Source organism: Kitasatospora sp. NBC_00458 (genome assembly GCF_036013975.1).
Classification (GTDB): Bacteria; Actinomycetota; Actinomycetes; order Streptomycetales; family Streptomycetaceae; genus Kitasatospora.
The window spans coordinates 6776233-6800701 of the sequence record NZ_CP107904.1 but is presented as its reverse complement, the minus strand read 5'-3'; the positions used below and the strand labels follow the sequence as shown (position 1 = coordinate 6800701).

The 24469-nt window shown below is 70.7% G+C and carries 13 protein-coding genes; 2 read left to right on the top strand and 11 right to left on the bottom strand.

The window, feature by feature from the left end:
- Positions 1-26 precede the first annotated feature (26 nt).
- From OG550_RS28090 to OG550_RS28070, 5 genes are all read right to left on the bottom strand, one after another.
- Positions 27-521: an NlmOI gene (locus OG550_RS28090; protein WP_327682148.1), complete on the bottom strand. Its 495-nt coding sequence runs from the start codon at positions 519-521 to the stop codon at positions 27-29.
- A 301-nt stretch (positions 522-822) separates the two neighbouring features.
- On the bottom strand, positions 823-1734 hold the full coding sequence (locus tag OG550_RS28085; protein WP_327682146.1) for a 3-hydroxybutyryl-CoA dehydrogenase: 912 nt from the start codon (positions 1732-1734) through the stop codon (positions 823-825).
- Positions 1735-1741: 7 nt separating this feature from the next.
- A complete protein-coding gene (gene ccrA, locus OG550_RS28080; protein WP_327682144.1) occupies positions 1742-3103 on the bottom strand; it encodes a crotonyl-CoA carboxylase/reductase in 1362 nt (453 codons plus the stop codon).
- An 81-nt stretch (positions 3104-3184) separates the two neighbouring features.
- On the bottom strand, positions 3185-4441 hold the full coding sequence (locus tag OG550_RS28075) for a cytochrome P450 (RefSeq protein ID WP_327682142.1): 1257 nt from the start codon (positions 4439-4441) through the stop codon (positions 3185-3187).
- Positions 4442-4578: 137 nt separating this feature from the next.
- Complete coding sequence (locus OG550_RS28070) at positions 4579-5340, bottom strand: thioesterase II family protein (protein ID WP_327682140.1); 762 nt, start codon at positions 5338-5340, stop codon at positions 4579-4581.
- Positions 5341-5563: 223 nt separating this feature from the next.
- Here OG550_RS28070 and OG550_RS28065 point away from each other — a divergent pair, with 223 nt between their 5' ends.
- Positions 5564-5788, top strand: coding sequence for a DUF5988 family protein (locus OG550_RS28065; protein WP_327682138.1), 225 nt, complete (start codon positions 5564-5566; stop codon positions 5786-5788).
- Positions 5789-6058: 270 nt separating this feature from the next.
- Positions 6059-6727: an O-methyltransferase gene (locus OG550_RS28060; RefSeq protein WP_327682136.1), complete on the top strand. Its 669-nt coding sequence runs from the start codon at positions 6059-6061 to the stop codon at positions 6725-6727.
- A 120-nt stretch (positions 6728-6847) separates the two neighbouring features.
- On the opposite strand, the gene OG550_RS28055 is transcribed toward OG550_RS28060, so the two are convergent.
- From OG550_RS28055 to OG550_RS28030, 6 genes are all read right to left on the bottom strand, one after another.
- Entirely contained in the window at positions 6848-7930 is a 1083-nt protein-coding gene (locus OG550_RS28055) for an HAD-IIIC family phosphatase (RefSeq protein WP_327682134.1), read from the bottom strand.
- Between the two features lie 48 nt (positions 7931-7978).
- Complete coding sequence (locus tag OG550_RS28050; protein WP_327684205.1) at positions 7979-9073, bottom strand: acyl-CoA dehydrogenase family protein; 1095 nt, start codon at positions 9071-9073, stop codon at positions 7979-7981.
- 13 nt (positions 9074-9086) lie between these two features.
- Positions 9087-9389, bottom strand: a complete 303-nt coding sequence (locus OG550_RS28045) for an acyl carrier protein (protein ID WP_327682132.1) — start codon at positions 9387-9389, stop codon at positions 9087-9089.
- Complete coding sequence (locus OG550_RS28040) at positions 9386-10273, bottom strand: 3-hydroxyacyl-CoA dehydrogenase family protein (protein ID WP_327682131.1); 888 nt, start codon at positions 10271-10273, stop codon at positions 9386-9388. The genes OG550_RS28045 and OG550_RS28040 overlap by 4 nt, the downstream gene beginning before the upstream one ends.
- Positions 10274-10445: 172 nt before the next feature.
- Positions 10446-11663 (bottom strand): cytochrome P450, encoded by a 1218-nt coding sequence (locus OG550_RS28035; protein WP_327682129.1) that lies wholly within the window; start codon positions 11661-11663, stop codon positions 10446-10448.
- 103 nt (positions 11664-11766) lie between these two features.
- Positions 11767-24414, bottom strand: coding sequence for an SDR family NAD(P)-dependent oxidoreductase (locus OG550_RS28030; RefSeq protein WP_327682127.1), 12648 nt, complete (start codon positions 24412-24414; stop codon positions 11767-11769).
- Positions 24415-24469: the final 55 nt, after the last annotated feature.

Genomic DNA, 24469 nt, shown 5'->3' with positions numbered 1-24469 from the left:
GTGATGCGTTCCGGAGAGTGCGGCGGTCACTTGACCCGGTAGGCGTGGATCACGTCCGACGGCACCCAGACGTCGCCCTGCTGGGCGAAGCTCCGCTTGACGAAGTGGTCCTCGTCGACGACCTCGAACTCCTCCTTGGTGACGAACTGCTGACCGAAGCCGAAGCAGTCACCGACGAAGCGGATGCGTCCGTCCTCGTCCCACCCCTTGGCGGAAGGGGTGGAGTGGTTGCCCCAGTTGTCGTGGTACAGGCCGTAGAAGGACGAGGTCGAGGCGCTCCAGCCGAAGATCCAACGGCCCTCGATGCCGTGCTCGGGAACGCTCTGCAGCAGTTCGTAGACGTGGCCGTTGTAGACCGACCGCGTCGTCCAGGCCGCCGTACCGGTGGCCGGCGGGTCGGCGACGAGGTTGGTGTACTCGACACGGAACTCGCCGAGCAGGAAGTCCAGGTCGCTCATCCGGTCCGAGACCGGCACGGCGAACTCCTGGGCTGCGGTCGGCTCGGTCTCCTGCGTGCTCATCGATCGGCTCCAGTGGTAGGTGAGGGGGGTGGCGGTGTGCCGGGCGAATCTCTCAACAGGCCTGATCAGCCTGGACTTTCGACGAACGTAGCCACGGGTTCGCGGCACCGGCAAGGAACGCCGGCGACGTTAGGGGCAAGCCGGGACCCGTACCCGGGTCAGGGGCCCCGGGGTAGGGGCTGCGCGGTGCCGGGGGCCGGCCCGGGCCGCGTCCGCCGCTCACGCGGGCGGACGCCCTCGAAGGTCCCGTGGTCCGTCGTGCGCCACGCGCAGGTCCCCGAGGGCGGACGGCTCGGCGCCGTCACCCGTGGCGGTAGAAGCCCTGGCCGGTCTTCCGGCCCAGCAGTCCGCCCGCGACCATGCGGGAGAGCAGCGGCGGGGGCGCGTAGAGGGGCTCGTGGAACTCCTCGTACATCGCCTGGCCGACGGCGGCCAGCGTGTCCAGGCCGACGTGATCGGCGAGGGCCAGCGGCCCCATCGGATGGGCGCACCCCAGGGTCATCCCGGCGTCGATGTCCTCGGCGTCGGCGAACCCGGACTCGACCATCCGGACCGCCGCGAGGAGGTACGGGACGAGGAGGGCGTTGACCACGAACCCGGCCCGGTCCGCGGACCGGATGACGCGCTTGCCGAGCACGCCGGAGACGAACACCTCGGCCCGGTCGAGGACCGATCCCGCCGTCAGCAGGGAGCCGGTCAGTTCGACCAGCGGAAGTACCGTGACGGGATTGAAGAAGTGCACCCCGACCACCTGTGAGGCGCGGTCGGTCCCCCGGGCGAGGTTCACGATCGGGATCGACGACGTGGTCGAGGCGAGGATCGCCGACGGGTCCCCGACGACCTTGCCGAGCACGCCGAAGACCTCCCGCTTGGCCTCCTCCCGTTCGGGCACGGCCTCCAGGACCAGCTGGCGGTCGCCCAGTCCTGCCAGGTCGATGGTGAACGCGACCCGCGAGAGGACCTCCTCCCGCTCGGATTCGGCGACCCTTCCCTTGCGGACGCCGTGGTCGAGGGAACGCACCAGCCTGGCCCTGCCGCGGGCCGCGGAGTCCTCGCCGGGCACGGCCACCAGGACGTCGAGGCCGGCCAGGGCACAGGTCTCCGCGAATCCGGCACCCATCGTGCCGCAGCCGACGACGCCGACCCTGGTGATCTCGTCGGCGGCCCACTCATCGGGCCCCGGACCGGTCCGCGTGGCACCTTGAGCGTTCATCCGTCACTCAACCCGCGAGTGCGCCGGGGCCGCCGGCCGCGAACGGACGAAGCGGGGAGACGCGGTCGGCCCCGATCCGCTGCCTCAGCCCGGGGTCGGTCACGCCGAGTCCGGCCTCGGGAGCCAGGCAGAGCACGCCCACCTTGCCCAGGTGCCGGTTGGTCTGGACGAGGCGGGTCGCCTCGGCCACCTCGCTGAGCGGGTAGACGGTGGACAGCATCGGCATGATCCTTCCCATCCCGATCAGCCGGTTGGTCTCCCACATCTCCTGGTAGTTGGCGGCGTGACTGCCGATCACCCGCTTCAGCTTCATCCAGAGGTAGCGGTTGTCGAACTGGTGCTGGTAGCCCGTGCTGGAGCCGCAGGTCACCACGGAGCCGCCACGGCGGACCACGAAGACGGAGATGCCGAAGGTCGCCTGCCCCACGTGCTCGAACACGACGTGCGGGTCCTCGCCGACCTCCCTGCGGATGATCCCGCCGAGTCGCTTGCCGATGGCGATCACCTCCTCGGGACCGGGGTCGACGCCGTTGGTGAGACCGATCTCCTCGCGGTTGACCACCACGTCGCAGCCCAGCGCGCGGGCGGCGTCCGCCTTGCCCTCCGATCCGACGACGCCCACCGCGATCCCGCCGGCGTTCTTCACGAACTGGATCGCGTAGCCGCCGAGCCCGCCGGCCGCCCCCCAGATCAGCACGACGTCGCCCTGCTTGATCCGGGCGCCCCGGTCGCTGATCAGCATGCGGTAGGCGGTGCCGGCGCACAGGAGGTTGGACGCGGCCTCCTCCCAGGTGAGATGGGCGGGCTTGGCGAGCAGCTGGCTGGCCCGCACCACCGTGAACTGGGCGAGGCCGCCGAAGTTGGTCTCGAAGCCCCAGGCCCGCATCTCCGTCCCGATCATCCCGTCGGCGTGGACGGCGGGCTCCTGGTCGTCCACGTGGACCGGATTCAGCACCACGTGGTCACCCACGCTCCAGCGCCTGACCCCGGAGCCGACCCGTACGATCACACCGGAGCCGTCCGAGCCGACCACCTGGTAGGGCAGGTCGTGCCGGGCCGCCCACCCGCCCTGCCGCGCGTACTGCTTGAGGAACTGGAAGGTCGGCAGCGGCGAGAACATCGCCGACCACACGGTGTTGTAGTTCAGCGCGCTGGCCATCACCGCGACGACGACCTCGTCGGGGGCCAGTTCGGGCATCGCGACGGGGCCGACGCGCAGCGACTTCCGCACGTCCTTGTCGGCGACGCCCCGGAACATGTCCACGTCCTCGACGCGGAGGTAGGCCGCGGTGTACTCCCGCGGCAGCTCGGCACGCTCCAGCTCGGCGGGCGAAGCCCCCGCGAGGACCGCTTCAACCATGGAACTCATCAGTACCCTTTCCGTCCGCGTGCCGGGCGGCCTCCGGTTCGACCCGCCCGGCACGACGGCACCTCTCCGTGGAGCCCGGGACTACCAGGTCACCAGTAGCTGGTTCAGCTCCGGCAGCGGCGACGGCATGGCCGGCCGGACTTCCTCGATCGGGACGGCGAGCCGCAGGTCGGGGATCCTGCGGAACAGGGTCTCGAAGGCGATCTCCAGCTGCACCCGGGCGACGTTCATGCCGATGCACTGGTGGATGCCGTGACCGAAGGCGATGTGCTGCCGGGCGGTCGGGCGGGTGACGTCCAGCTTGTCCGGGTCGGCGAAGACCCGCTCGTCGCGGTTGGCCGCCGCGTTGGGGACGATGACGCCTTCCCCCTTGCGGATCAGCGTGCCGCCGATCTCGACGTCGGCCGCCGCCACCCGGGGCAGGAGGTCGAGGACGCTGAGGTAGCGCAGGAGCTCCTCCACGGCACCGGGGACCGCCCCCGGGCCGCTCTTCACGACGGCGAGCTGCTCGGGGTCGTCCAGCAGCGTCGCCGTGCCGATGTTGACCATCGACGTCGTGGGGGCCACTCCGGCGACGAAGACCACGAACGCCAGGTTGGCGAGCTGGTCCCGGGTCAGCTCGCCGGGCTCGACGAACCTGGTGATCAGCCGGCTGAGCATGTCGTCGCCCGGCTGTTCCGACTTCTCGGCGACCACCCGGGCGAAGTACTGGTGCATCGCGACGAACTGAAAGCCCACTGCCGCCTGGGCCTGCGCGATCGGGTCCGGTGCGACGCCGCTCTCCTGCACGGCCGCCATCTGCTGCTGCATCAGCGCGCCGACGCTCTGGGCCACCGCGGCCTGCATGTCGGCACTCGACATGCCGAGCAGCTCGCAGGTCACCCGCTCGATCAACGGGGTCGCGAAGGCCGCGCCCAGGTCCACCGGGCGCTCGCCGGCCAGCATGGCGTCGATCAGCTCGTCGGCGTGCTTCTGGATCCCGGGGCGCAGCTCGTTGGCGCGGCGCACCGAGAACTCGCTGATCAGCGTCTTGCGGAAGGCGGTGTGCTGCGGCGGATCCATGGTCGGAAGCGTCGGAAAGTTCCGCGTACCTTCCATGATCGCGGTGTAGAGCGGGTAGGCCGGGTTCGTGATGTCCGAGCTGAAGTTCTTATGATCCAGTAGAACAGCACGCGCATCCTCGTAATCCGTGATCACCCAGATCAGATTGCCGTTGTAGATCCTCGCGCGGACCGGGGCCCGCTTTGCGCGGATCTCCGCGTACTCGGCCGGCGGCTGGAACGGACACGTCCGAATGATCGGGAAGTCCATTTCAGAGTTGGTTTCCAAGTCGGTCATTTACCCGATTCACCTTTCACTGCATGGGCCCATGGCGTCGGCAGGCTATCCACGCGCCCACCCCTATGAACACCCCTCAGATGGACACCCGTCCCCCTGGGCGAAACAGGCCGAAAGGCCCCGGCCCGGGTGGGGGGTCAGGAGACCGTCGCCGGAACGAGCCGCTCCCCGATCGCCTTCAGGACGGCCTCCTGCCGTGCCGCGAGGAAGAAGTGCCCGCCGGGGAACACCTCCAGGTCGAACTCCCCCGTCGTGTGACCGCGCCAGGCCAGGGCCTCGTCCATCGAGGTCCTGGGGTCGGCGTCGCCGGTCAGGACCGTCACGGGGCAGGAGACGGCGGCGCCGTCGTCGCCGCGGTAGGTCTCGATCGCCCGGTAGTCGTTGCGGAGCGCCGGGAGGACCATGCGCAGCAGTTCCTCGTCCCCGAGGACCCGGGCGTCGGTCCCGCTCAGGAGCTGCAGCTCCCGCACGATGCCGTCGTCGTCCCTGAGGTGCACCGTCTCGTCCCGGGTGCACGACGGGGCCCGCCGCCCCGAGGCGAACAGGCGGACGGGCGCCACTCCGAGCTCGCGCTCGATCCTCCGGGCGACCTCGAAGGCGAGGATCGCGCCCATGCTGTGCCCGAAGAGGGCGAGCGGCCCGTCGGCCCAGATGTCCGTGGCCCGGAAGATCCGGTCGGCCATCGCGGGGATGTCGTCGGTGCAGGGCTCCAGCCGCCGGTCCTGCCGGCCGGGGTACTGCACGGCCAGCACGTCGATCCCCGGCGAGAGCGCGGCCGAGACGGGGAAGTAGAAACTCGCCGATCCGCCTGCGTGCGGGAAGCAGACCAATCGCACCTTGCTCCGCCCGGCCGGGTGATATCGCCTGAGCCAAAGATCGTGTTCAGCTGCCTCGGTCATACTCGCGTCGATTCCCCTCTGCTGCGAACCCTGTCCACTCGGCGGCCCGATAGGCCGCGCACAAGGTCACCCGTCAGGATTTCCACCGGATCCCGAGACTCGCAACCCCTCACCCGACGGCCCTCCTAGGGGGCTGCCATAGGGGTTCACCGCCCTGCGGGCGACGGTTATGCTCGGCACCTGACATGCCCGGTCATGCGAGTGTTCTCTGAATCGAGGAGGATTGGCTTTGACATCCACCGAGAGGCCCAATGCACTGCTGCGCGGCGGCCCCCAGGACATATCCGCCCAGCCGGAATACCGGTATGTCGAGGAGTCGACGGAGAAATTGAAGGTATTTCAGGGGAACTACTACGACCACTACGAGCCCACCGCCGAGAACGAGGTGCGCGAGGGCCGCGCCCACCGGGTCTACGTCTGGACCGGACGCACCTACGTCGCCGAGTAGCGCTCCGCGGCCCGCCCGGCCGGGAGCCGCGGGCGGCGGGGGGACGGTCCCCCGGCCGGCCCCTCGTGGCGGCCCGGCGGCCGGGACCTCCCCCGCGTACGGGCACCGCCCGACTGCACGCGGAGCACCCGGGCCGACGGCCCGGTCGGAGTTCCGACACCCTTCAGGGGCGGGTTCGCCGAAACGGTGCGGCGACCGGTCTCCGGATTCGTCGATCAGCCGGGCCGAACGATGGCACCGGAGCGTCCGACGGATCTAGACTTTGCTTCCATGGCCACTCAAATCAATGCCACGTCAGATCTGCTCAGCTATGTGCGGAACATTTCGGTCCGCGACGACGACATCCTTGCGGAACTTCGCCGGGAGACCGCGGCGCTCCCGGCCGGCGAGGCCATGCAGGTCATGGCCGAGGAAGGCCAACTCCTGGGCCTGCTGGTCGGGTTGGTGAAGGCGAAGTCGGTGCTGGAGATCGGCACCTTCACCGGTTACAGCACGCTCTGCATGGCACGCGCCCTGCCGGCCGACGGCCGCCTCGTCACGCTCGACATCAGTGAGAAGTGGCCCGCCATCGGAGCCGACTACTGGAAGCGGGCAGGCGTTTCGGACCGCATCGAGGTGCGTGTCGGCACAGCCGTCGAAACCCTGGGGAAACTGCTCGCGGAAAAGGGAGCGGAGAGTTTCGACCTGGTCTTCATAGACGCCGACAAGGTGAATTACCCGGCGTATTACGAGGCGTCGCTCGCGCTGCTCCGGCCCGGCGGCCTGATCATCGTGGACAACACGCTCTTCTTCGGCCGGGTCACCGACCCCGACGCGCAGGACGCGGACACTCAGGGGGTGCGCGAGCTGAACACCCTGCTGCACGCGGACGACCGGGTGGAGATCAGCATGCTGGTGATGGCGGACGGCATCACGCTCGCCCACAAGAAGGGCGTCTGAGCCGGAGCGGCACCCCCGCCCCCCCGGGTACGCCCGACGGCGGAGGGGACCGCTGGGAGCCGCGGTGCGCGGCTCCCAGCGGTCCCCCTCTCACATCCGGCACCCGGCCGCCCGGCGGGTCTACACCAGGTCCGGTGCGTCCACCCTGATCGTCGGGGACGCCGGCTGCCTGGCCGGCTCCAGGTGCAGCAGCTGGATCTCCGCCCCGGGGGCCGCGAGCTCCGCGCGGCAGGCGCACGGCCGGTCGTCGAACCCGGCGAAGCGGTAGGCGATCTCCATCATCCTGTTGCGGTCCGTACGCCGGAAGTCGGCCGCGAGGTGGGCACCCGCCTGCGCGGCCTGGTCCGCGAGCCAGTTGAGGATGGTCGCGCCGGCCCCGAAGGAGACGACCCGGCAGGAGGTCGCGAGCAGCTTCAGGTGCCACACGGAGGCGTGCTTCTCCAGCAGGAGCACCCCCACGGCGCCGTGCGGGCCGAAGCGGTCGGTGAGCGTGGTCACCAGCACCTCGTGCTTCGGATCGGCCAGCAGACCGTGCAGCGCCCGATCCGAGTAGTGGACGCCGGTGGCGTTCATCTGGCTGGTCCGCAGGGTGAGTTCCTCGACCCGGGCCAGGTCGTCCGGGGTGGCCCGGGTGATGCCCAGCACGAGTTCCAGCGAGCGCAGGAACTCCTCGTCCGGGCCGTTGAACTCACTGCGCTCGGCCTCCCGCCGGAAGCCCGCCTGGTACATCTCCCGGCGCCGGGCCGAGTCGACCGTCCGGGTCCCGGGGTCGAACTCCGGGAGTTTCAGCAGCTCGTCCACCTGCTCGGCGGCGTAGCACCGCACCTCGGGGAGGTGGAAGACGACCTCCGCACGCTCCGCCGGCTGGTCGTCGACGAACGCGATGGTGCGCTGGGCGAAGTTGAGCTGCTCGGCGATCCGTGCCACCGAGTCCGACTTCCGGCCCCAGCCGATCTGCGGCAGGACGAAGTACTCGGCGAGGCCCAGCTCCTCCAGCCTGCTCCAGGCCGGCTCGTGGTCGTTCTTGCTGGCCACCGACTGGAGGACGCCCCGGGCGTCCAGTTCGACGATCACCTCGCGCACCGAGTCCGGCAGGGAGACCTCGCCGTCCTCCAGCAGCGTGCCCCGCCACAGCGTGTTGTCCAGGTCCCACACGAGGCACTTCACCGTCACCGGCGTGCCGTCGGCGCTCTTGTCACCCACTGGAACCGTCTCCTCCCCCGTATCGGTGTCGCCGTCGCCGTCGAAGTCTCACGGCGCGGCGGTCAGGACGTGGTCGGCCAGCATCAGCTGGCACATCTCGTTGCTGCCCTCGATGATCTCCATCAACTTGGCGTCCCGGTACGCCCTGGCCACCACGTTCCCGTCCTGCGCGCCCGCCGAGGCCATGATCTGGACCGCCGAGGCGGCCCCGCGGGCCGCGTGTCCGGCGCTGACGTGCTTGGCCAGGACCGTGGCGATGACCATGTCCGGCAGGCCGTCGTCCCAGCAGCGGCTGGCGTGCTCGCACATCCGGGTGGCGACCTGCTCGGAGGCCAGCAGTTCCGCCAGCCGGCCCGCCACGAGCTGGTGCCGCCCCAGGGGCCGGCCGAACTGCTCCCTGGTCCTGGCGTGGCCGGCGGTGGCGGCCAGACAGGCCCGCAGGATGCCGACACACCCCCAGGCCACCGACATCCGGCCGTAGGCCAGCGCCGCGGTCACCAGCAGCGGCAGCGGAAGGCCGACACCCGCCCCACCGAGCACGCTCTCCGCGGGCAGCCTGACGTCCACCAGGCTCACCCGTGCATGGCCCGCGGCACGGCAGCCGAGCGGGTCCGCGATCCGCTCCACCGTGACGCCGGGGGTGGTGACGGGCACCACGACGGCGGCGGCGCCGTCCTCGTGACGCCCGAAGACCACGATGTGGTCGGCGTAGTGCGCGGCGGTGATCCAGACCTTCTGCCCGTCCAGGACGACCTCGTCGCCCTCCAGCCGGATCGTGGTGGTCATCGCCGACAGGTCGCTGCCGGCGTCCGGCTCGCTGAAGGCGACCGCGGCCAGCTGCCCCGTCGTCAGCCTGCCGAGGTGGTCGGCCTTCTGCCGCGCGGTGCCGAAGCGCTGGATCGTCCAGGCCGCCATGCCCTGCGAGGTCATCACGCTGCGCAGCGAGCTGCACAGGCTCCCGGCATGAGCCGTGAACTCACCACTCGTTCCGCTGCTCAGACCCAGGCCGCCGTACTGGGTCGGCACCTCCGCACAGAGGTAGCCCATGGCACCGAGCTTGCGGAGCAGGTCCACCGGCAGCAGTCCGGTCCTGTCCCAGTCGTCCGCCCGGTCGCCCACCAGTCCGGTGAGCGTGGCGGACATGTCGGCGAGCGACTCACTCACCGCCGGCTCCGGAGGCGGACGCCTGGAGCCGGCGTACCAGTTCGCCCATCTGCCTGACCGTGCGGAAGTTGTCCAGCCGCAGGTCCGCACCGCCGATCGAGATGCCGAAGGTCTTCTCCAGGTGGACGACGAGCTCCATCGCGAAGAGCGAGGACAGTCCGCCGGCGGCGAAGAGGTCGAGCTCCGGCTCCCAGGACTTCTTGGTCCTGGCCTCCAGGTAGCTCAGCAGGTCCGCCTCGATGGAGCCGGCGCCCCCGGCTGCGGTGTCGGTCGACCGGTCGTTCGATACGGTCACGGCCGTACCTCCTCGTACTCGTAGAAGCCACGGCCCGACTTGCGACCGTGGTCGCCCGCTCGAACCATTTCCAGCAACAGGTCACAGGGGCGGGCACCCTCGTCCCCGGTGCGCTCGTGGAGCACCCACAGGGAGTCCACGAGGTTGTCCAGCCCGATCAGGTCCGCGGTGCGCAGCGGCCCGGTGGCGTGGCCCAGGCAGTCCTGCATCAGGGCGTCGACGGCCTCGGCCGTCGCGGTGCCCGCCTGCACGACCTTGGCCGCGTCGTTGATCATCGGGTGCAGCAGACGGCTGGTCACGAAGCCCGGCGCGTCGCGCACCACGACGCCCTTGCGGCCGAGCGCGTCCAGCAGCGACCGGACCCCGGCCATCGTGGCCTCCCCGGTGCGCGCACCGCGGATGACCTCCACGGTGCGGATCAGGTAGGGCGGGTTCATGAAGTGCGTGCCGATCAGCTCCGCCGGGCGCGGCACGAAGCCCGCCAACTCGTCGATCGGGATCGACGACGTGTTGGAGACCAGCGGGGTCCCCGGCCGCACCACCGCCGAGACGCCGGCCAGGACCTCCGCCTTGAGGTCCCTGGCCTCGGTGACCGCCTCGATCACGGCCGTCGCTCCGGCGACCGCGTCGAGGGCCGTCGCGGTGACGAGCTCCCCGACCGCTCCGTCCGGCGGCAGGACACCCATCAGCCGGGCCATCCGAAGCTCCTGGGAGATCCTCGCCCGGGCCTCGTCGAGTTTCGCCCCGTCCACGTCCACGAGAATGACGGGAATCCCGCGGGCGAGGGCCAGCGTCGTGATTCCCACACCCATCACACCGGCACCCAGGACAGCGAGCCGGTGTGCCGCCCCGCCGTCGTGCGCCGAATTCTCCACGGTGGTCATGATCCACTCCTCGACTTGACGTTCCGGCCGCCCGCCGGGCCCGGGAAAGGGGCCCGGCGGGCGTGGCGCGCCGTTTCAGGCGGGCGCCGTTCGAACGCTCGCCACTCCACGGGTGTGCCGTTTCGGACGGGCACCGTTCCGGCGCCCGCCGATTTCGACCGAGGCGACCGGATCAGCTCGCGAGGAGCGGAATCCGCTTCACGGCGAACATCTCGGACTCGTAGTACTCGATCTGCGCTTCCGGGGCGACCCGGATGTCATCGAACTTGTCGAACAGCATTTCCAGGGCGGTCCGGATCTCGATACGGGCCAGCGCGGAGCCGAAGCAGAAGTGGATTCCGTGACCGAACGCCACGTGCTTGTTGGGGGTCCGGTGGATGTCGAAGCTGTCCGGCTCGGTGAACACCTGCTCGTCGTGGTTGGCCGACAGCACCCACACCATGACGACGCTCTTCGCCGGAATGGCGACTCCGGCGACCTCGGTGTCGACCGTGGTGAAACGGGCGAACTTGGGGGCGGGCGGCTGGTGCCGCAGCAGCTCCTCGATCGCCGCCGGGATCAGCTCGCGGTCGGCCCGCAGCTCGGCCGCGACCTCCGGGTTGCCGTCGAGGGCCAGGAGCAGGTGGCCGAGGACCGCGGTCGTGCTGACGTGCCCCGCGAGCAGGAGCTGGATGCAGAGGTTGGCCGCCTCGTTGTCGCCCAGCCGCTCGCCGTCGACCTCGGCGTGGACCAGCGCGCTGATGAAGTCGTCCTCGGCCTGGGCCCGGCGCTTCCCGCACAGCTCCAGCATGTAGGCCTTGAGCTCACCGAAGGCGCCGCCGCCCATGGCGACCTCCGCCGCGGCGGCCATCTCGGCCTCGTTGTTGCGGTCCGGAACCTGGGTGGCGAGCAGCTTCTCGTCCCACGCACGGAACTTGGGGACGTCCTCGCGCGGGATGCCGAGCAGCTCGGCGATGACCAGGGCCGGCTGCGGGTGGCTGAAGAGGTCGACGAAGTCGAACTCGGCGGCCGGCAGGTCCGCCAGGAGCTGCTCGGTGATCTCGACGACCCGCGGCTCCAGGTCCTTGATCCGCTTGGGCGAGAACGCCTGACCGGCGATCTTGCGCAGCTTGGCGTGCGCCGGCGGGTCGGTCACCGAGAGCATGCCGCTGGTCAGCTCGGCGGGGACGCCCGGAATGACGGTGGCCGAGTCGGAGGAGAACGTCTGCGGGTCCAGCGTGACCTGCTGGACGTCCTTGTAACGGAAGACGTGGTAGATCCCGACCGGGTCGCGGTAGACCGGCTGGTCCTGCCGCATCCGCTTCAACCAGGCCAGCAGCTCGGCCGAGCCGTTCTGCACGGACGGCGGCATCGGGGAGATCTCGTCCCGATTCAGTTCCTGCTCTGCCATAGCAACCTTCCCATGGTTTTCCCAAAGCTTTGCCGCCCATTGCGGCAACCCCCGCGGGGGGAATCACACGGATTCCCCCCGCATGCATTTCGGAGAGGACTGGTCAGGCCAGTCCGGAAAGCCAGTCGCGAACAGCCTCCGCGGCAGAGGAGGCGTGCTCCTCCATCATCGACCAGTGATTTCCCGCAACGTCGACGGCCACGTGATCGAGCTCCCAGATGGGTCGCCAGTCGGCCGCCGGAGTTGCGGGTTCATCGCGCACTGCGTCTTCACTTGCCGCGGCCAGGGACTCCGAGGCCCTGAGGAACAGGGTGGGGATCGCGGTTTCACGCGGTGTCCACTCGGAGAAGACCCGAAAATACGCCCCCATCGCAGTCAAACGGACTTCGTCGATCCGCCCGACCGCCTGCTCCCGTTGCAGCATACCGTTCATGAACGTCGAATGGTACCTATCGACGATCTTGCTTCCGGGTGCATAGGTGTCCAGTAGCACGACACCCTCCGACCGAATGCCGGCACTCTCCAGGTAGGTGGCCGCGGCGTGCGCCAACCATCCCCCACTGGAATGCCCGAGAAGGACGAAAGGTTCCCCTCCGGCGCATTCCTTCACAATTTCCGCCTGCACCCTGATCGTCGCTTCCGCGAAAGCGGGTACCCGTTCTCCCCGGCCGAAGCCGGGAGTCGGCACGACGTACACGTCCTGGACGTCCCGGAAGTTCGACGCGAAGCGCGCGTACTGCTGGGCTCCGGACACCGCGACGGGGGCCGTGAAGCAGATGAGCCTGGGCTCCTTCGGACCGCGTGCGAGCCGAACGGGGTTGGGCGCCTTCTCCATGTCCGCCGACCGCTCGAAGGCGGGGCGCAACCTCGACGCGCTCATCAGGAACTCCACGCCCTCCTGGTACTTCCCGTCGGCGCACGCCTGCCGGTAGAGGGATTCGATGGTGTGGCCGTCGGAGGAGCCTGTCCCCGGGGACTGCGCCGCACCCCCGTGCCCGTCGCGCTCCGGACCGGCGGCCCCGCTCGCAGCGGCCTCGGCCAGTTCCTCCCGCAGGTTCGCGGCCAGGGCGGCGGGCGCCGGGTAGTCGAAGATCACCGTCGCCGGCAGTCGCAGGCCGGTCGCCGCGTTCAGGCGGTTGCGCAGCTCGACCGCCGTCAACGAGTCGAGTCCGAGCTCGGGGAAGCCCGCCCCTTCCGGAAGCGTCTCGGCGGAGGCGTGACCGAGGACCGTGGCGGCGTGCTCCCGAACGAGTTCGAGGAGCACACCGTCCTGCTGGATCTCGGTCAACCCGTGCATCCGCCGGCGCAGTGACGCGCCGTCGGCGGGGGCACCGCCGGCCTGCGCGAGCCTGCGTCCCGTGATCCGCACCAGTCCGCGCAGCAGGGCCGGGACGGCACTGCTCTCCACCTTCGCCGTGGCGGGCAGGTTGAGCCGCACCGGGTAGAGCACGGCGTCGTTCATCGTCTGTGCGGTGTCGAGGAGTTCGAGCGCCTCCGCGGTCGAGAGCCCCTCCACGCCGGAGCGGTTGACCCGCTGGAGGTTGCCGTCGCCCAGGGCCCCGGTCATCCCGGAGGCCTCCGCCCACAGACCCCACGCCAGGGACACCGCGGGCAGGCCCTTCGCCCGACGGTGCTGCGCCAGCCCGTCCAGGAACGCGTTGGCCGTGGCGTAGTTGCCCTGGCCGGCCGCGCCGAAGGTTCCGGCGGCGGAGGAGAACAACACGAACGTCGACAGGTCGAGGTGTTCGGTGAGTTCGTGCAGGTGCCAGGCCGCATCCAGCTTCGGACGCAGGACCGTGTCGAAGCGCTCCGGGGTGAGCGACTCGATCACCCCGTCGTCCAGCACACCCGCCGTGTGCACGACCCCCGTCAGCGGTGCCTGCGCCGGGATCCGCGCCAGGAGCGCGGCCAGCGCCTCCCGGTCGGCCACGTCACAGGCCTCCACCGTCACACTCGCACCGGCCCCGGTCAGCTCCGCGACCAACTCCGCCGCACCCGGGGCATCCGCACCACGCCGACTCGCCAGCACCAGACGCCGCACCCCGTGCCCCACCACCAGATGCCGCGCCACCAGAGCACCCAGCGTGCCCGACGCACCCGTCACCAGCACCGTGCCCTCGGGATCGACACCGCGCGGCACCGTCAGCACGACCTTGCCGACATGACGCGCCTGACTGACGTACCGGAACGCGTCCTGGATCCGGTGCACGTCCCACGTCCTCACCGGCAACGGCCGCAGCACCCCCGCACCGAACAGCGACAGCAACTCCGCGAGCATCTCCGCGATCCGGTCCGGACCCGCCTCGATCAGATCGAACGCCCGGTACTCCACACCCGCCCGCCCCGCCGCCACACCCGCCGCATCCCGGACATCGGTCTTGCCCATCTCCAGGAACCGCCCACCACGCGGCAACAGGTCCAACGACGCATCGACGAACTCGTACGCCAGCGCGTTCAGCACCACGTCCACGCCACGACCCCCGGTCGCCGCCGTGAACGCCTCACGGAACTCCAACGTCCGCGAGGAGGCGATCTCCTCCTCCTCCAGACCCAGCCCGCGCAGCACATCCCACTTGCCCGCACTCGCCGTCCCCAGCACCCGCGCACCCAGATGACGTGCCAACTGCACCGCCGCCATACCCACACCACCCGCGGCCGCGTGCACCAGCACCGACTCACCCGCCCGCACACCACCCAGATCCACCAACGCGTAGTACGCCGTCAGGAACACCAACGGCACCGACGCCGCCTCCGCGAACGACCACCCCTCCGGAACCCGCGCCACGAAACGGTGATCCGTCACCGCCACCGGACCGAACGCTCCACCCATGACACCCATGACCCGGTCACCCGGGGCCACACCGGTGACCTCCGAGCCGACCTCCAGCACGATTCCCGCGCCCTCGTTGCCGAGCAGGCCCGCGTTGCCCGGGTACATACCCAACGCGTTCAGCACGTCACGGAAGTTGACACCCGCGGCACGCACCGAGATCCGCACCTCGTTCGGCGCCAACGCCACCTCGGCCGCGTCACACGGCTCCAGGGAGAGATCCTCCAGCGTCTCACCGGCCCCCTTCGCCGCACGCCAGGCCACCCCGGACGGCGCAACCAGCCCCGCACCCGGACCGACGGCCCGCGCCAGACGCGGCACGAACGCCACACCATCCCGCACCGCCAGCTGCGGCTCACCCGCCTCCAACGCCCACGCCAGCACGTCGAACGCGTCATCGCCGTCCACGTCGACGAGGACGAACCGGTCCGGGTGCTCGGACTGGGCGGAGCGCACCAGCCCCCAGATCGCCGTGCCGGCCATGTCCTCCACCTCCGATCCGACCGCGGGCGCGACCGCGCCACTGGTCAGCAGGACCAGACGCGAGGCCGACCAGCGCTCGTCGGAGACCCAGGCCTGCACCGCCTCCAGCACCCGCGCCGCAGTCCCACGCACATCCGCGAGCGGCCCCGCGGAACCACCGGCCACCGGGAACACCACGGTCCGCGGGACATCGGCCCCGCCGTCCACCGCCGCACCCAACGCCGCCAGATCCGCGAACCAGTCGAACGCCACACCCGCCGTTCCGGTGGGCAGCTCGCCCAGCCAGGCCCAGCGGTCCCCGGTCGGCTCGGCCTCCGTCGTGGGGGCGGTCAGCCCGGTCCAGTCGATGCGGAACATCGACTCCTGCCCGGCGCCGCGCGCGGCGTTGATCTGTCCCGGCGTCACCGGGCGCAGCAGCAGCGACTCCGCCACCGCCACCGGGGTTCCGGTGGCGTCGGCCACCTCGACCGAAACCGCATCGGTACCGGCCGGTGCCAGCCGCACGCGCAGCTCCGTGGCACCCACCGCGTGCAGCGACACACCCGACCACGCGAACGGCAGCCAGCCCTTGGCCTCGCCGCTGGTGAAGGTCCCGAGACCCACACCTTGAATTGCGGCGTCGAGCAGGGCGGGGTGGATGTCGAAGCGGGCCGCCTGGGCCTGCTCCTCGACCGGCAGGGCGACCTCGGCGAAGACCTCCTCGCCCCGGCGCCACGCCGCCCTCAGACCCGCGAACACCGGACCATAGGCGAACCCGCGCTCGGCGAACCGCCCGTAGAGGTCCGACACGTCCACGGCCTCGGCGCCCTGCGGCGGCCACACCGACCAGTCGACGGCCGACGCGGTGTCACCCGCGAGGGCGCCACCGGTCAAGACACCGGTGGCGTGCCGGACCCACTCGCCCTGCGGCGACTCCTCGGCGTCGCCCTGGATCCGCGAGTGCAGGGTCAGCGAACGACGACCCGTCTCGTCCAACTCGCCCACGGCCAGCTGGATCTGGACACCACCACGCTCGGGCAGCACCAACGGCGCCTCCAGCGTCAGCTCCTCCACGTGCTCGCAACCGGTCTGCTCGCCGGCGCGAAGGGCCAGCTCCAGCATGCCGGTCCCCGGCACCAACACCGTGCCCGCCACCGCGTGATCCGCCAACCACGGATGCGTCCGCAGCGACAACCGCCCCGTGAACAGGAAGCCGTCACCGGCCGCGAGCGCCACCGCAGCACCCAGCAACGGGTGGTCCGCCGAACCGAGACCGGCGGAGGCCACATCGCCCACCGTGCCCGCGGGCGCGTCCAGCCAGTAGCGCCGGCGCTGGAACGCATACGTCGGCAGGTCCACCCGGCGCGCGCCCTGGCCGTCGAACAGCCGCGACCAGTCCACGGCCACGCCGTTCACGAACGCCTCCGCGACGCCCTGCAGCAGCGCCAACGGCTCCGGACGGTCACGACGCTGAACAGCCACACAGGCGACGTCCTCGCCGTCCAGGGTGTCGGCCGCCATCGCCGTCAGCACACCGTCCGGACCCACCTCCACGAACGCCCGCGCCCCCGCCGCATGCAGCGACCGCACACCCTCGTGGAACAGCACCGCCTCCCGCACATGCCGCACCCAGTACGCGGGCTCACACAGCACGTCCGACGCCAACTCACCCGTCACGTTCGAGACCACGGGAATCCGCGGCGTCCCGTACTCCACACCCTCCAGAACCCGACCGAACTCCTCCAACATCGGATCCATCAACGGCGAATGGAACGCATGGCTCACATTCAACTCACGCGTCTTGCAACCCTCCGTCGCCAGCACCGCAGACACCTCCGCCACCGCGTCGGCCTCACCCGAGACCACCACCGACCGCGGACCGTTCACCGCCGCAACACCAACCCGCCCCCCGAACCCGGCGAGCACCTCCTCCACCCGCGCAAGCTCCGCACGCACCGACACCATCGCCCCACCCGCCGGCAACGCCTGCATCAACCGACCACGCGCCGCAACCACCACACACGCATCCCGCAACGAGAACACCCCCGCCACGAACGCCGCAACAACCTCACCCACCGAATGACCCGCCACAAACCCCGCAACCACACCCCAACTCTCCAACAAACGGAACAACGCCACCTCGAACGCGAACAACCCCGCCTGCGTGAACACCGTCCGATCCAACAAACCGGAACCGTCCACACCACCCTCCGCGAACATCACCTCACGCACACCACCCGACACACCCGCAGCCGCCAACTCATCCGCCAGACACACGTCCAGCTCACCGCACACCTCGTCCAACGCAGCCGCGAACACCGGGTACACCCCGTACAACCCGCGGCCCATCCCCGCACGCTGCGCTCCCTGGCCCGAGAACAACACCGCCACCCGACCAGCAGCCGCGACACCCGCGAGACCGCCACCGGCCGCCAGCGCCTCCAGACCACTCAACGCCTCCGCCCGATCACGCGCCACCACCACACCACGGTGCTCCAACACCGCACGACCACTCACCAACGACGAAGCCACATCGACATCACGCAGGCCATCACGCTCGCCGACGAACGACACCAGCCGCTCAGCCTGTGCCCGCAGAGCGCCCTCGGTCTTCCCCGAGAAGACCCACGGCACCACCGGCAACGACGACGGCTCGACGACCTCCGCGACAGGCTCCTCCGCCGGAGCCTGCTCCAGAATCGTGTGCGCGTTCGTCCCACCGATACCGAAGGCGGAGACGGCTGCACGGCGGGGCCGCCCGGTCTCCGGCCAGGGCCGTGCCTCGGTCAGCAGTTCCACCGCGCCGGCCGACCAGTCCACCTGCGGCGTCGGCTCGTCGACGTTCAGCGTCGCCGGCAGCACTCCGTGCCGCATCGCCAGCACCATCTTGATCACACCCGCGACACCCGCCGCCGCCTGCGTGTGACCGATGTTCGACTTCACCGAACCCAGCCACAGCGGCCGCTCGACCGGACGGTCCTGGCCGTAGGTGGCGATGATCGCCTGTGCCTCGATCGGGTCACCCAGCCGGGTACCGGTCCCGTGCGCCTCCACGGCGTCGACCTGGTCGACCGTCAGACGGGCATTGGCCAGCGCCTGGCGGATCACCCGCTGCTGGGACGGACCGTTCGGCGCCGTCAGACCGTTCGACGCACCGTCCTGGTTCACCGCGCTACCGCGCACCACCGCCAGCACCGGATGCCCGTTGCGCCGGGCGTCCGACAGCCGCTCCACCAGCAGCATCCCCACGCCCTCACCCCACGCGGTGCCGTCGGCTTCGGCCGCGAAGGCCTTCACCCGGCCGTCCGCCGCCAGACCACGCTGACGGCTGAACTCGACGAAGAGTGCCGGGTTCGCCATCACGGTGACACCGCTGGCCAGGGCCAGGTCGCACTCGCCCTGCCGCAGCGCCTGCGCGGCCAGGTGCAGCGCCACCAGCGACGACGAACACGCCGTGTCCACCGTCACCGCCGGCCCCTCCAGACCCAGCGTGTACGAGATGCGGCCCGAGGCGACACTGCCCGAACTGCCTGTGCCGAGGTAGCCCTCGACGCCCTCCGGCAGCACCGGCACGCCCGTGCCGTAGCCCTGGTACATCACACCGGCGAAGACACCGGTCCGGCTGCCCCTCAGCGACAGCGGGTCGATGCCCGCCCGCTCGAACGACTCCCAGGACGCCTCCAGCAGCAGCCGCTGCTGCGGGTCCATCGCCAGCGCCTCACGCGGCGAGATCCCGAAGAGGGCGGGGTCGAAGGTCTCCGCGTCGTGCAGGAACGATCCCTCGCGGGTGTAGGACTTGCCCGGCACGCTCGGGTCCGGGTCGTAGAGCCCGTCGAGGTCCCAGCCACGCCCCGTGGGGAAGCCGCTGACGCTGTCACGGCCCTCGGTGACCAAGCGCCACAGGTCCTCGGGCGACTCCACACCGCCCGCGAAGCGGCAGCTCATGCCGACGATCGCGATCGGCTCGTCGTCGACCACCGGCACGGGGGCCGACGAGGCGTCATCGCTCCGGTAGCCGCTGAGCTGTGCCCAGAGGTGGTCGGCCAGCACAGCAGGAGTGGGGTAGTCGAAGACCAGGCTGGCCGGCAGTCGCAGGCCTGTCGCCGTGTTCAGGCGGTTGCGCAGTTCGACGGCGGTCAGCGAGTCGAAGCCGAGGTCCCGGAAGGCCCGACCGTCCTCGACGGTGGCCGTAGAGGTGTGTCCGAGCACCGCGGCCACCTGGGTGCGCACCAGCTCCAGCAGAACGCGCACACGCTCGGCCTCCGGCATCGGAGCCAACCGCCGGGCGAGCTCACCGCCCGCTGCGGCGATCCCGGCGGACGCCGTCCGGCGCGAAGCGGTTCGGACGAGGGCTCGCAACAGGGCCGGCACTTCTCCGGCCGCTGCCGTCCGGGACCGGAAGGCCGTCACATCCAGTCGCGCAGGCACGAAGGTCGGCGCGTCCGTCGCACAGGCGGCGTCGAACAGGTCCAGCCCCTCCTGAGCGGTCAGACCGCGCAGGCCGCCGCGGTTCATGCGGCGCAGGTCGGTCTCGTTGAGCTGTCCGGTCAGGCCGCTCAGCTCGGCCCAGAAGCCCCAGGCGAGGGAGACCGCGGACAGGCCCTTCGCCCGGCGGTGCTGGGCGAGCGCGTCGAGGAACGCGTTGGCGGTGGCGTAGTTGCCCTGGCCGGCCGCGCCGAAGGTTCCGGCGGCGGAGGAGAAGAGGACGAAGGCGGAGAGGTCGAGGTGTTCGGTGAGTTCGTGCAGGTGCCAGGCCGCATCCAGCTTCGGACGCAGGACCGTGTCGAAGCGCTCGGGGGTGAGCGACTCGATCACGCCGTCGTCCAGGACACCCGCCGCGTGCACGATCCCCGTCAACGGTGCCTGCGCCGGGATCCGCGCCAGGAGCGCGGCCAGCGCGTCCCGGTCGGCCACGTCACAGGCCTCCACCGTCACGCTCGCACCGGCCCCGGTCAGCTCCGCGACCAGCTCCGCCGCACCCGGGGCATCCGCACCGCTGCGGCTGGCCAGCACCAGACGCCGCACCCCGTGCCCGGCCACCAGGTGCCGCGCCACCAGAGCACCCAGCGTGCCGGTCGCACCCGTCACCAGCACCGTGCCCGCAGCGCCGAACGCCGCCTTCGCACCACCCTCCACCGACCCCGCACCCGCACCCGCACCCGCAGCCCGAACCAGCCGCGGCACGAACGCCACACCACCACGCACCGCCACCTGCGGCTCGTCACAGGCCAGCAGCCCCGGCAGGACACCGGACACATCACCGTCGACGTCCACCAGCACGATCCGACCCGGATGCTCCGACTGCGCCGAACGCACCAGACCCCACACCGACGCCGCTGCCAGATCGGTGACGTCGGCGCCGGACTCCACGGCCACCGCACCCCGCGTCACCACCACCAGACGCGAACCCGCCCACCGCTCATCCGCCGTCCAACCCTGCAGCACCCCCAGAACACCCGCCGCAACCTCCCGGACACCCACCACCGGATCCCCGGCCCCACCGGACACCCCGAGCACAACCGTCCCCGGAACCTTCAGCCCCGCATCGACCGCCGCACCAAGAGCAGCCAGATCCACGAACCCGTCACCAGCAAGCCCCACCAGAGCGGCAGGCCGCTCACCCAGCCAGGCCGCACCCGCCACCCCGGCCACGTCGGCAGGCACCGAAAGCGCGGTCCAGTCCACCCGGAACAGCGAGTCCTGCCCCAGGACCGCACCACGCGCAGCCCGCACCTGCTCCGCCGTCACCGGCCGCAGCACCAAGGACTCCACCGCCGCGACCACCACACCGGCGGCGTCCGCCACGAACAGCGAAACCGCCCCCTCACCCACCGGCGTGAGGCGAACCCGCAACTCCCTCGCACCGACCGCGTGCAACGAAACACCCGACCAGGAGAACGGCAACCGAACCCGGCCACCCTCCGCCTCATCACCCAGCGCCACCGCGTGCAGCGCCGCATCGAGCAGGGCGGGGTGAATACCGAAACGGGCTGCCTGGGCCTGCTCCTCGACGGGGAGTGCGACCTCCGCGAAGACCTCCTCGCCCCGACGCCACGCCGCCCTCAGACCCGCGAACACCGGACCGTACTCGAAGCCGTCCTCGGCGAACCGCTCATAGACCTCGGACACATCCACAGCGACGGCATCCCGCGGCGGCCACACCGCCAGATCGTCAGCGGCGACCGCGCCCGGCCCAGCCGTCAGCACACCCACCGCATGCCGGACCCACTCCCCCTCCACACCCTCGGCCTCGTCATCGACCCGCGAGTGCAGGGTGAAGGAGCGACGTCCTGCATCGTCCAACTCGCCGACTGCCAGCTGGATCTGGACACCACCACGCTCGGGCACCACCAACGGCGCCTCCAGCGTCAACTCCTCCACATGCTCGCAACCGGCCCGCTCACCCGCGCGAAGAGCCAGCTCCAGCATCCCCGTCCCCGGCACCAACACCGTCCCCGCCACCGCATGATCCGCCAACCACGGATGCGTGCGCAGCGACAACCGGCCCGTGAACAGGAAACCGTCACCGGCCGCGAGCGCCACCGCAGCACCCAGCAGCGGGTGGTCCGCCGAACCGAGACCGGCGGAGACCACATCACCCACCGCGCCCGCGGGCGCGTCCAGCCAGTACCGCTCATGCTGGAACGCGTACGTCGGCAGGTCCACGCGGCGCGCGTCCTGGCCGTCGAACACCCGCGACCAGTCGACGGACACACCCCCCGCCCACGCCTGCGCGAACGAGGTCAGCAACCGCTCCGGACCACCCTCATCCCGCCGCAACGACCCCACCACCAGCACCCGGGCGGCATCGACACCAGCACCGGCGGCCTCAAGGGCCTCCGCCGTCTCCTCCACCCCCACCGTCAACACCGGATGCGCACTCACCTCGACGAACACCCGCTGGCCCTGCCGCAGCAGGGACTCCACCGCCTTCTCGAACTCCACCGTGCACCGCAGATTCCGGAACCAGTAATCCGCCCCCAGATCACCCGCCGCCACATCCACCCAACCACCATGCACCGACGACAGGAACGGAACCCGCGGCACCAACGGCACCACCGCCCCCAACACCCCCGCCAACTCCTCCCGCAACACCTCCACATGCCCCGTATGCGACGCATAATCCACCGGAACCCGCCGCACCCTCACACCCCGCGACTCCCACACCCCCACCAACTCATCCAACGCCCCCGCATCCCCCGCCACCACCACCGACGACGGCCCGTTCACCGCCGCCACCTCCACCCGACCCGACCACGACCCCAACTCCCCCACCACCACCGACACCGGCAACCCCACCGACACCATCCCCCCACGACCCGCCAACCGCCCACCGATCGCCCGCGACCGCAACGCCACCACCCGCGCACCATCCACCAACGACAACCCACCCGCCACCACCGCAGCCGCGATCTCCCCCTGCGAATGCCCCACCACCGCCGACGGCACCACACCCACCGACTCCCACACCGCCGCCAACGACACCATCACCGCCCACAACACCGGCTGCACCACATCCACCCGCGACAACAACCCCTCATCACCCAACACACCCAACAAATCCCACTCCACAAACGGCTCCAACGCCACCGCACACTCCGCCATCCGCCCCGCGAACACCGGCGAACACTCCAACAACCCCACCGCCATCCCCACCCACTGCGACCCCTGACCCGGGAACACGAACACCACACCCGAACCAGAACCCGCCACACCACGGACGCCCTCACCGGCCGCCAACGCCTCCAGACCGCTCAACACCCCCGCCCGATCACCCGCCACCACCACACCACGGTGCTCCAACACCGCACGACCACTCACCAACGACGAAGCCACATCGACATCACGCAGATCAGCCGAACCCCCGACGAACGCCGCCAACCGCTCCGCCTGACCCGACAACGCACCCTCGGACCGACCCGACACCACGAACGGCACCACCGGCAACGACGAGAACACACCCAACCCGCCCCCGCCGGCACCATCAACCCCGGTCGGCTCGTCGGCCGGGTCCGCCACCACCGGCTCCCCGGCCGGCTCCGCCACGGCCTCCTCCACCGGAGCCTGCTCCAGGATCACGTGCGCATTCGTCCCACTGGCCCCGAACGAGGACACACCCGCCCTGCGCGGCTGACCCGTCTCCGGCCACGTCCGCTCCTCGGTGAGCAGCTCCACGGCGCCCGCCGACCAGTCCACCTGCGGCGTCGGCTCGTCCACGTGCAGCGTCCGCGGCAGCACACCGTGCCGCATCGCCATCACCATCTTGATCACACCCGCGACACCCGCCGCCGCCTGGGTGTGACCGATGTTCGACTTCAGCGAACCCAGCCAGAGCGGCCGGTCCTCCGCGCGCTCCTGACCGTAGGTGGCGATCAGGGCCTGCGCCTCGATCGGGTCACCCAGCGTGGTACCCGTCCCGTGCGCCTCCACGGCGTCGATCTGCTCGGCCGTCAGACGGGCGTTGGCCAGCGCCTGGCGGATCACCCGCTGCTGGGACGGGCCGTTCGGCGCGGTGAGGCCGTTCGACGCGCCGTCCTGGTTCACCGCGCTGCCCCGCACCACCGCCAGCACCGGATGCCCGTTGCGACGCGCGTCCGACAGCCGCTCCACCAGCAGCACACCCACACCCTCGCCCCAGCCGGTGCCGTCCGCCGCAGCGGCGAACGACTTGCACCGACCGTCCGGGGCCATGCCGCGCTGCCGGCTGAACTCCACGAACAGGGCGGGGGTGTTCATCACGGTCACACCACCGACCAGGGCGAGCGAGCACTCGCCCTGCCGCAGCGCCTGCGCGGCCAGGTGCAGCGCCACCAGCGACGACGAACACGCCGTGTCCACCGTCACCGCCGGCCCCTCCAGACCGAGGGTGTAGGAGATCCGGCCGGAAGCGGTGCTGCTCGCACCGCCGTTGCCGAGGTAGCCTTCCAGGTCCTCCGGGACGGAGGACAGGTTCGTCGCGTAGCCCTGGTACATCATCCCGGCGAACACGCCGGTCCGGCTGCCGTGCAGGGTGGTCGGGTCGATCCCGGCCCGCTCGACCGCCTCCCAGGAGGCCTCCAGCAGCAGGCGCTGCTGCGGGTCCATCGCCAGCGCCTCACGCGGCGAGATCCCGAAGAACGCCGGGTCGAACCCGGCGACGTCGTACACGAAGCCGCCCTCGTTGGCGTAGGACTTGCCGTGGCGCTCCGGGTCCGGGTCGTACAGGTCCTCGTCCCAGCCGCGGTCCTCGGGCAGTTCCGACACCGCGTCGCGGCCCGCCGAGACCAGCTCCCACAGGTCCTCCACGGACCGCACCCCACCGGGGTACCGGCAGGCCATCCCCACGATCGCGATCGGCTCGCGCGACTGGGACTCGACGTCCTGGAGATTCGACTGCACCTCACGCAGACGCTGCCGTGCCTGGTGCAGGTCGGACATCACTCGCTTGAGGTAGTCGCGGAGCTTGTCTTCGTTCGTCATTACAGCCAACCCTCTACCGGAGTGCGGTCTTGTCGGTCCGTCAACTTTGAGGAGC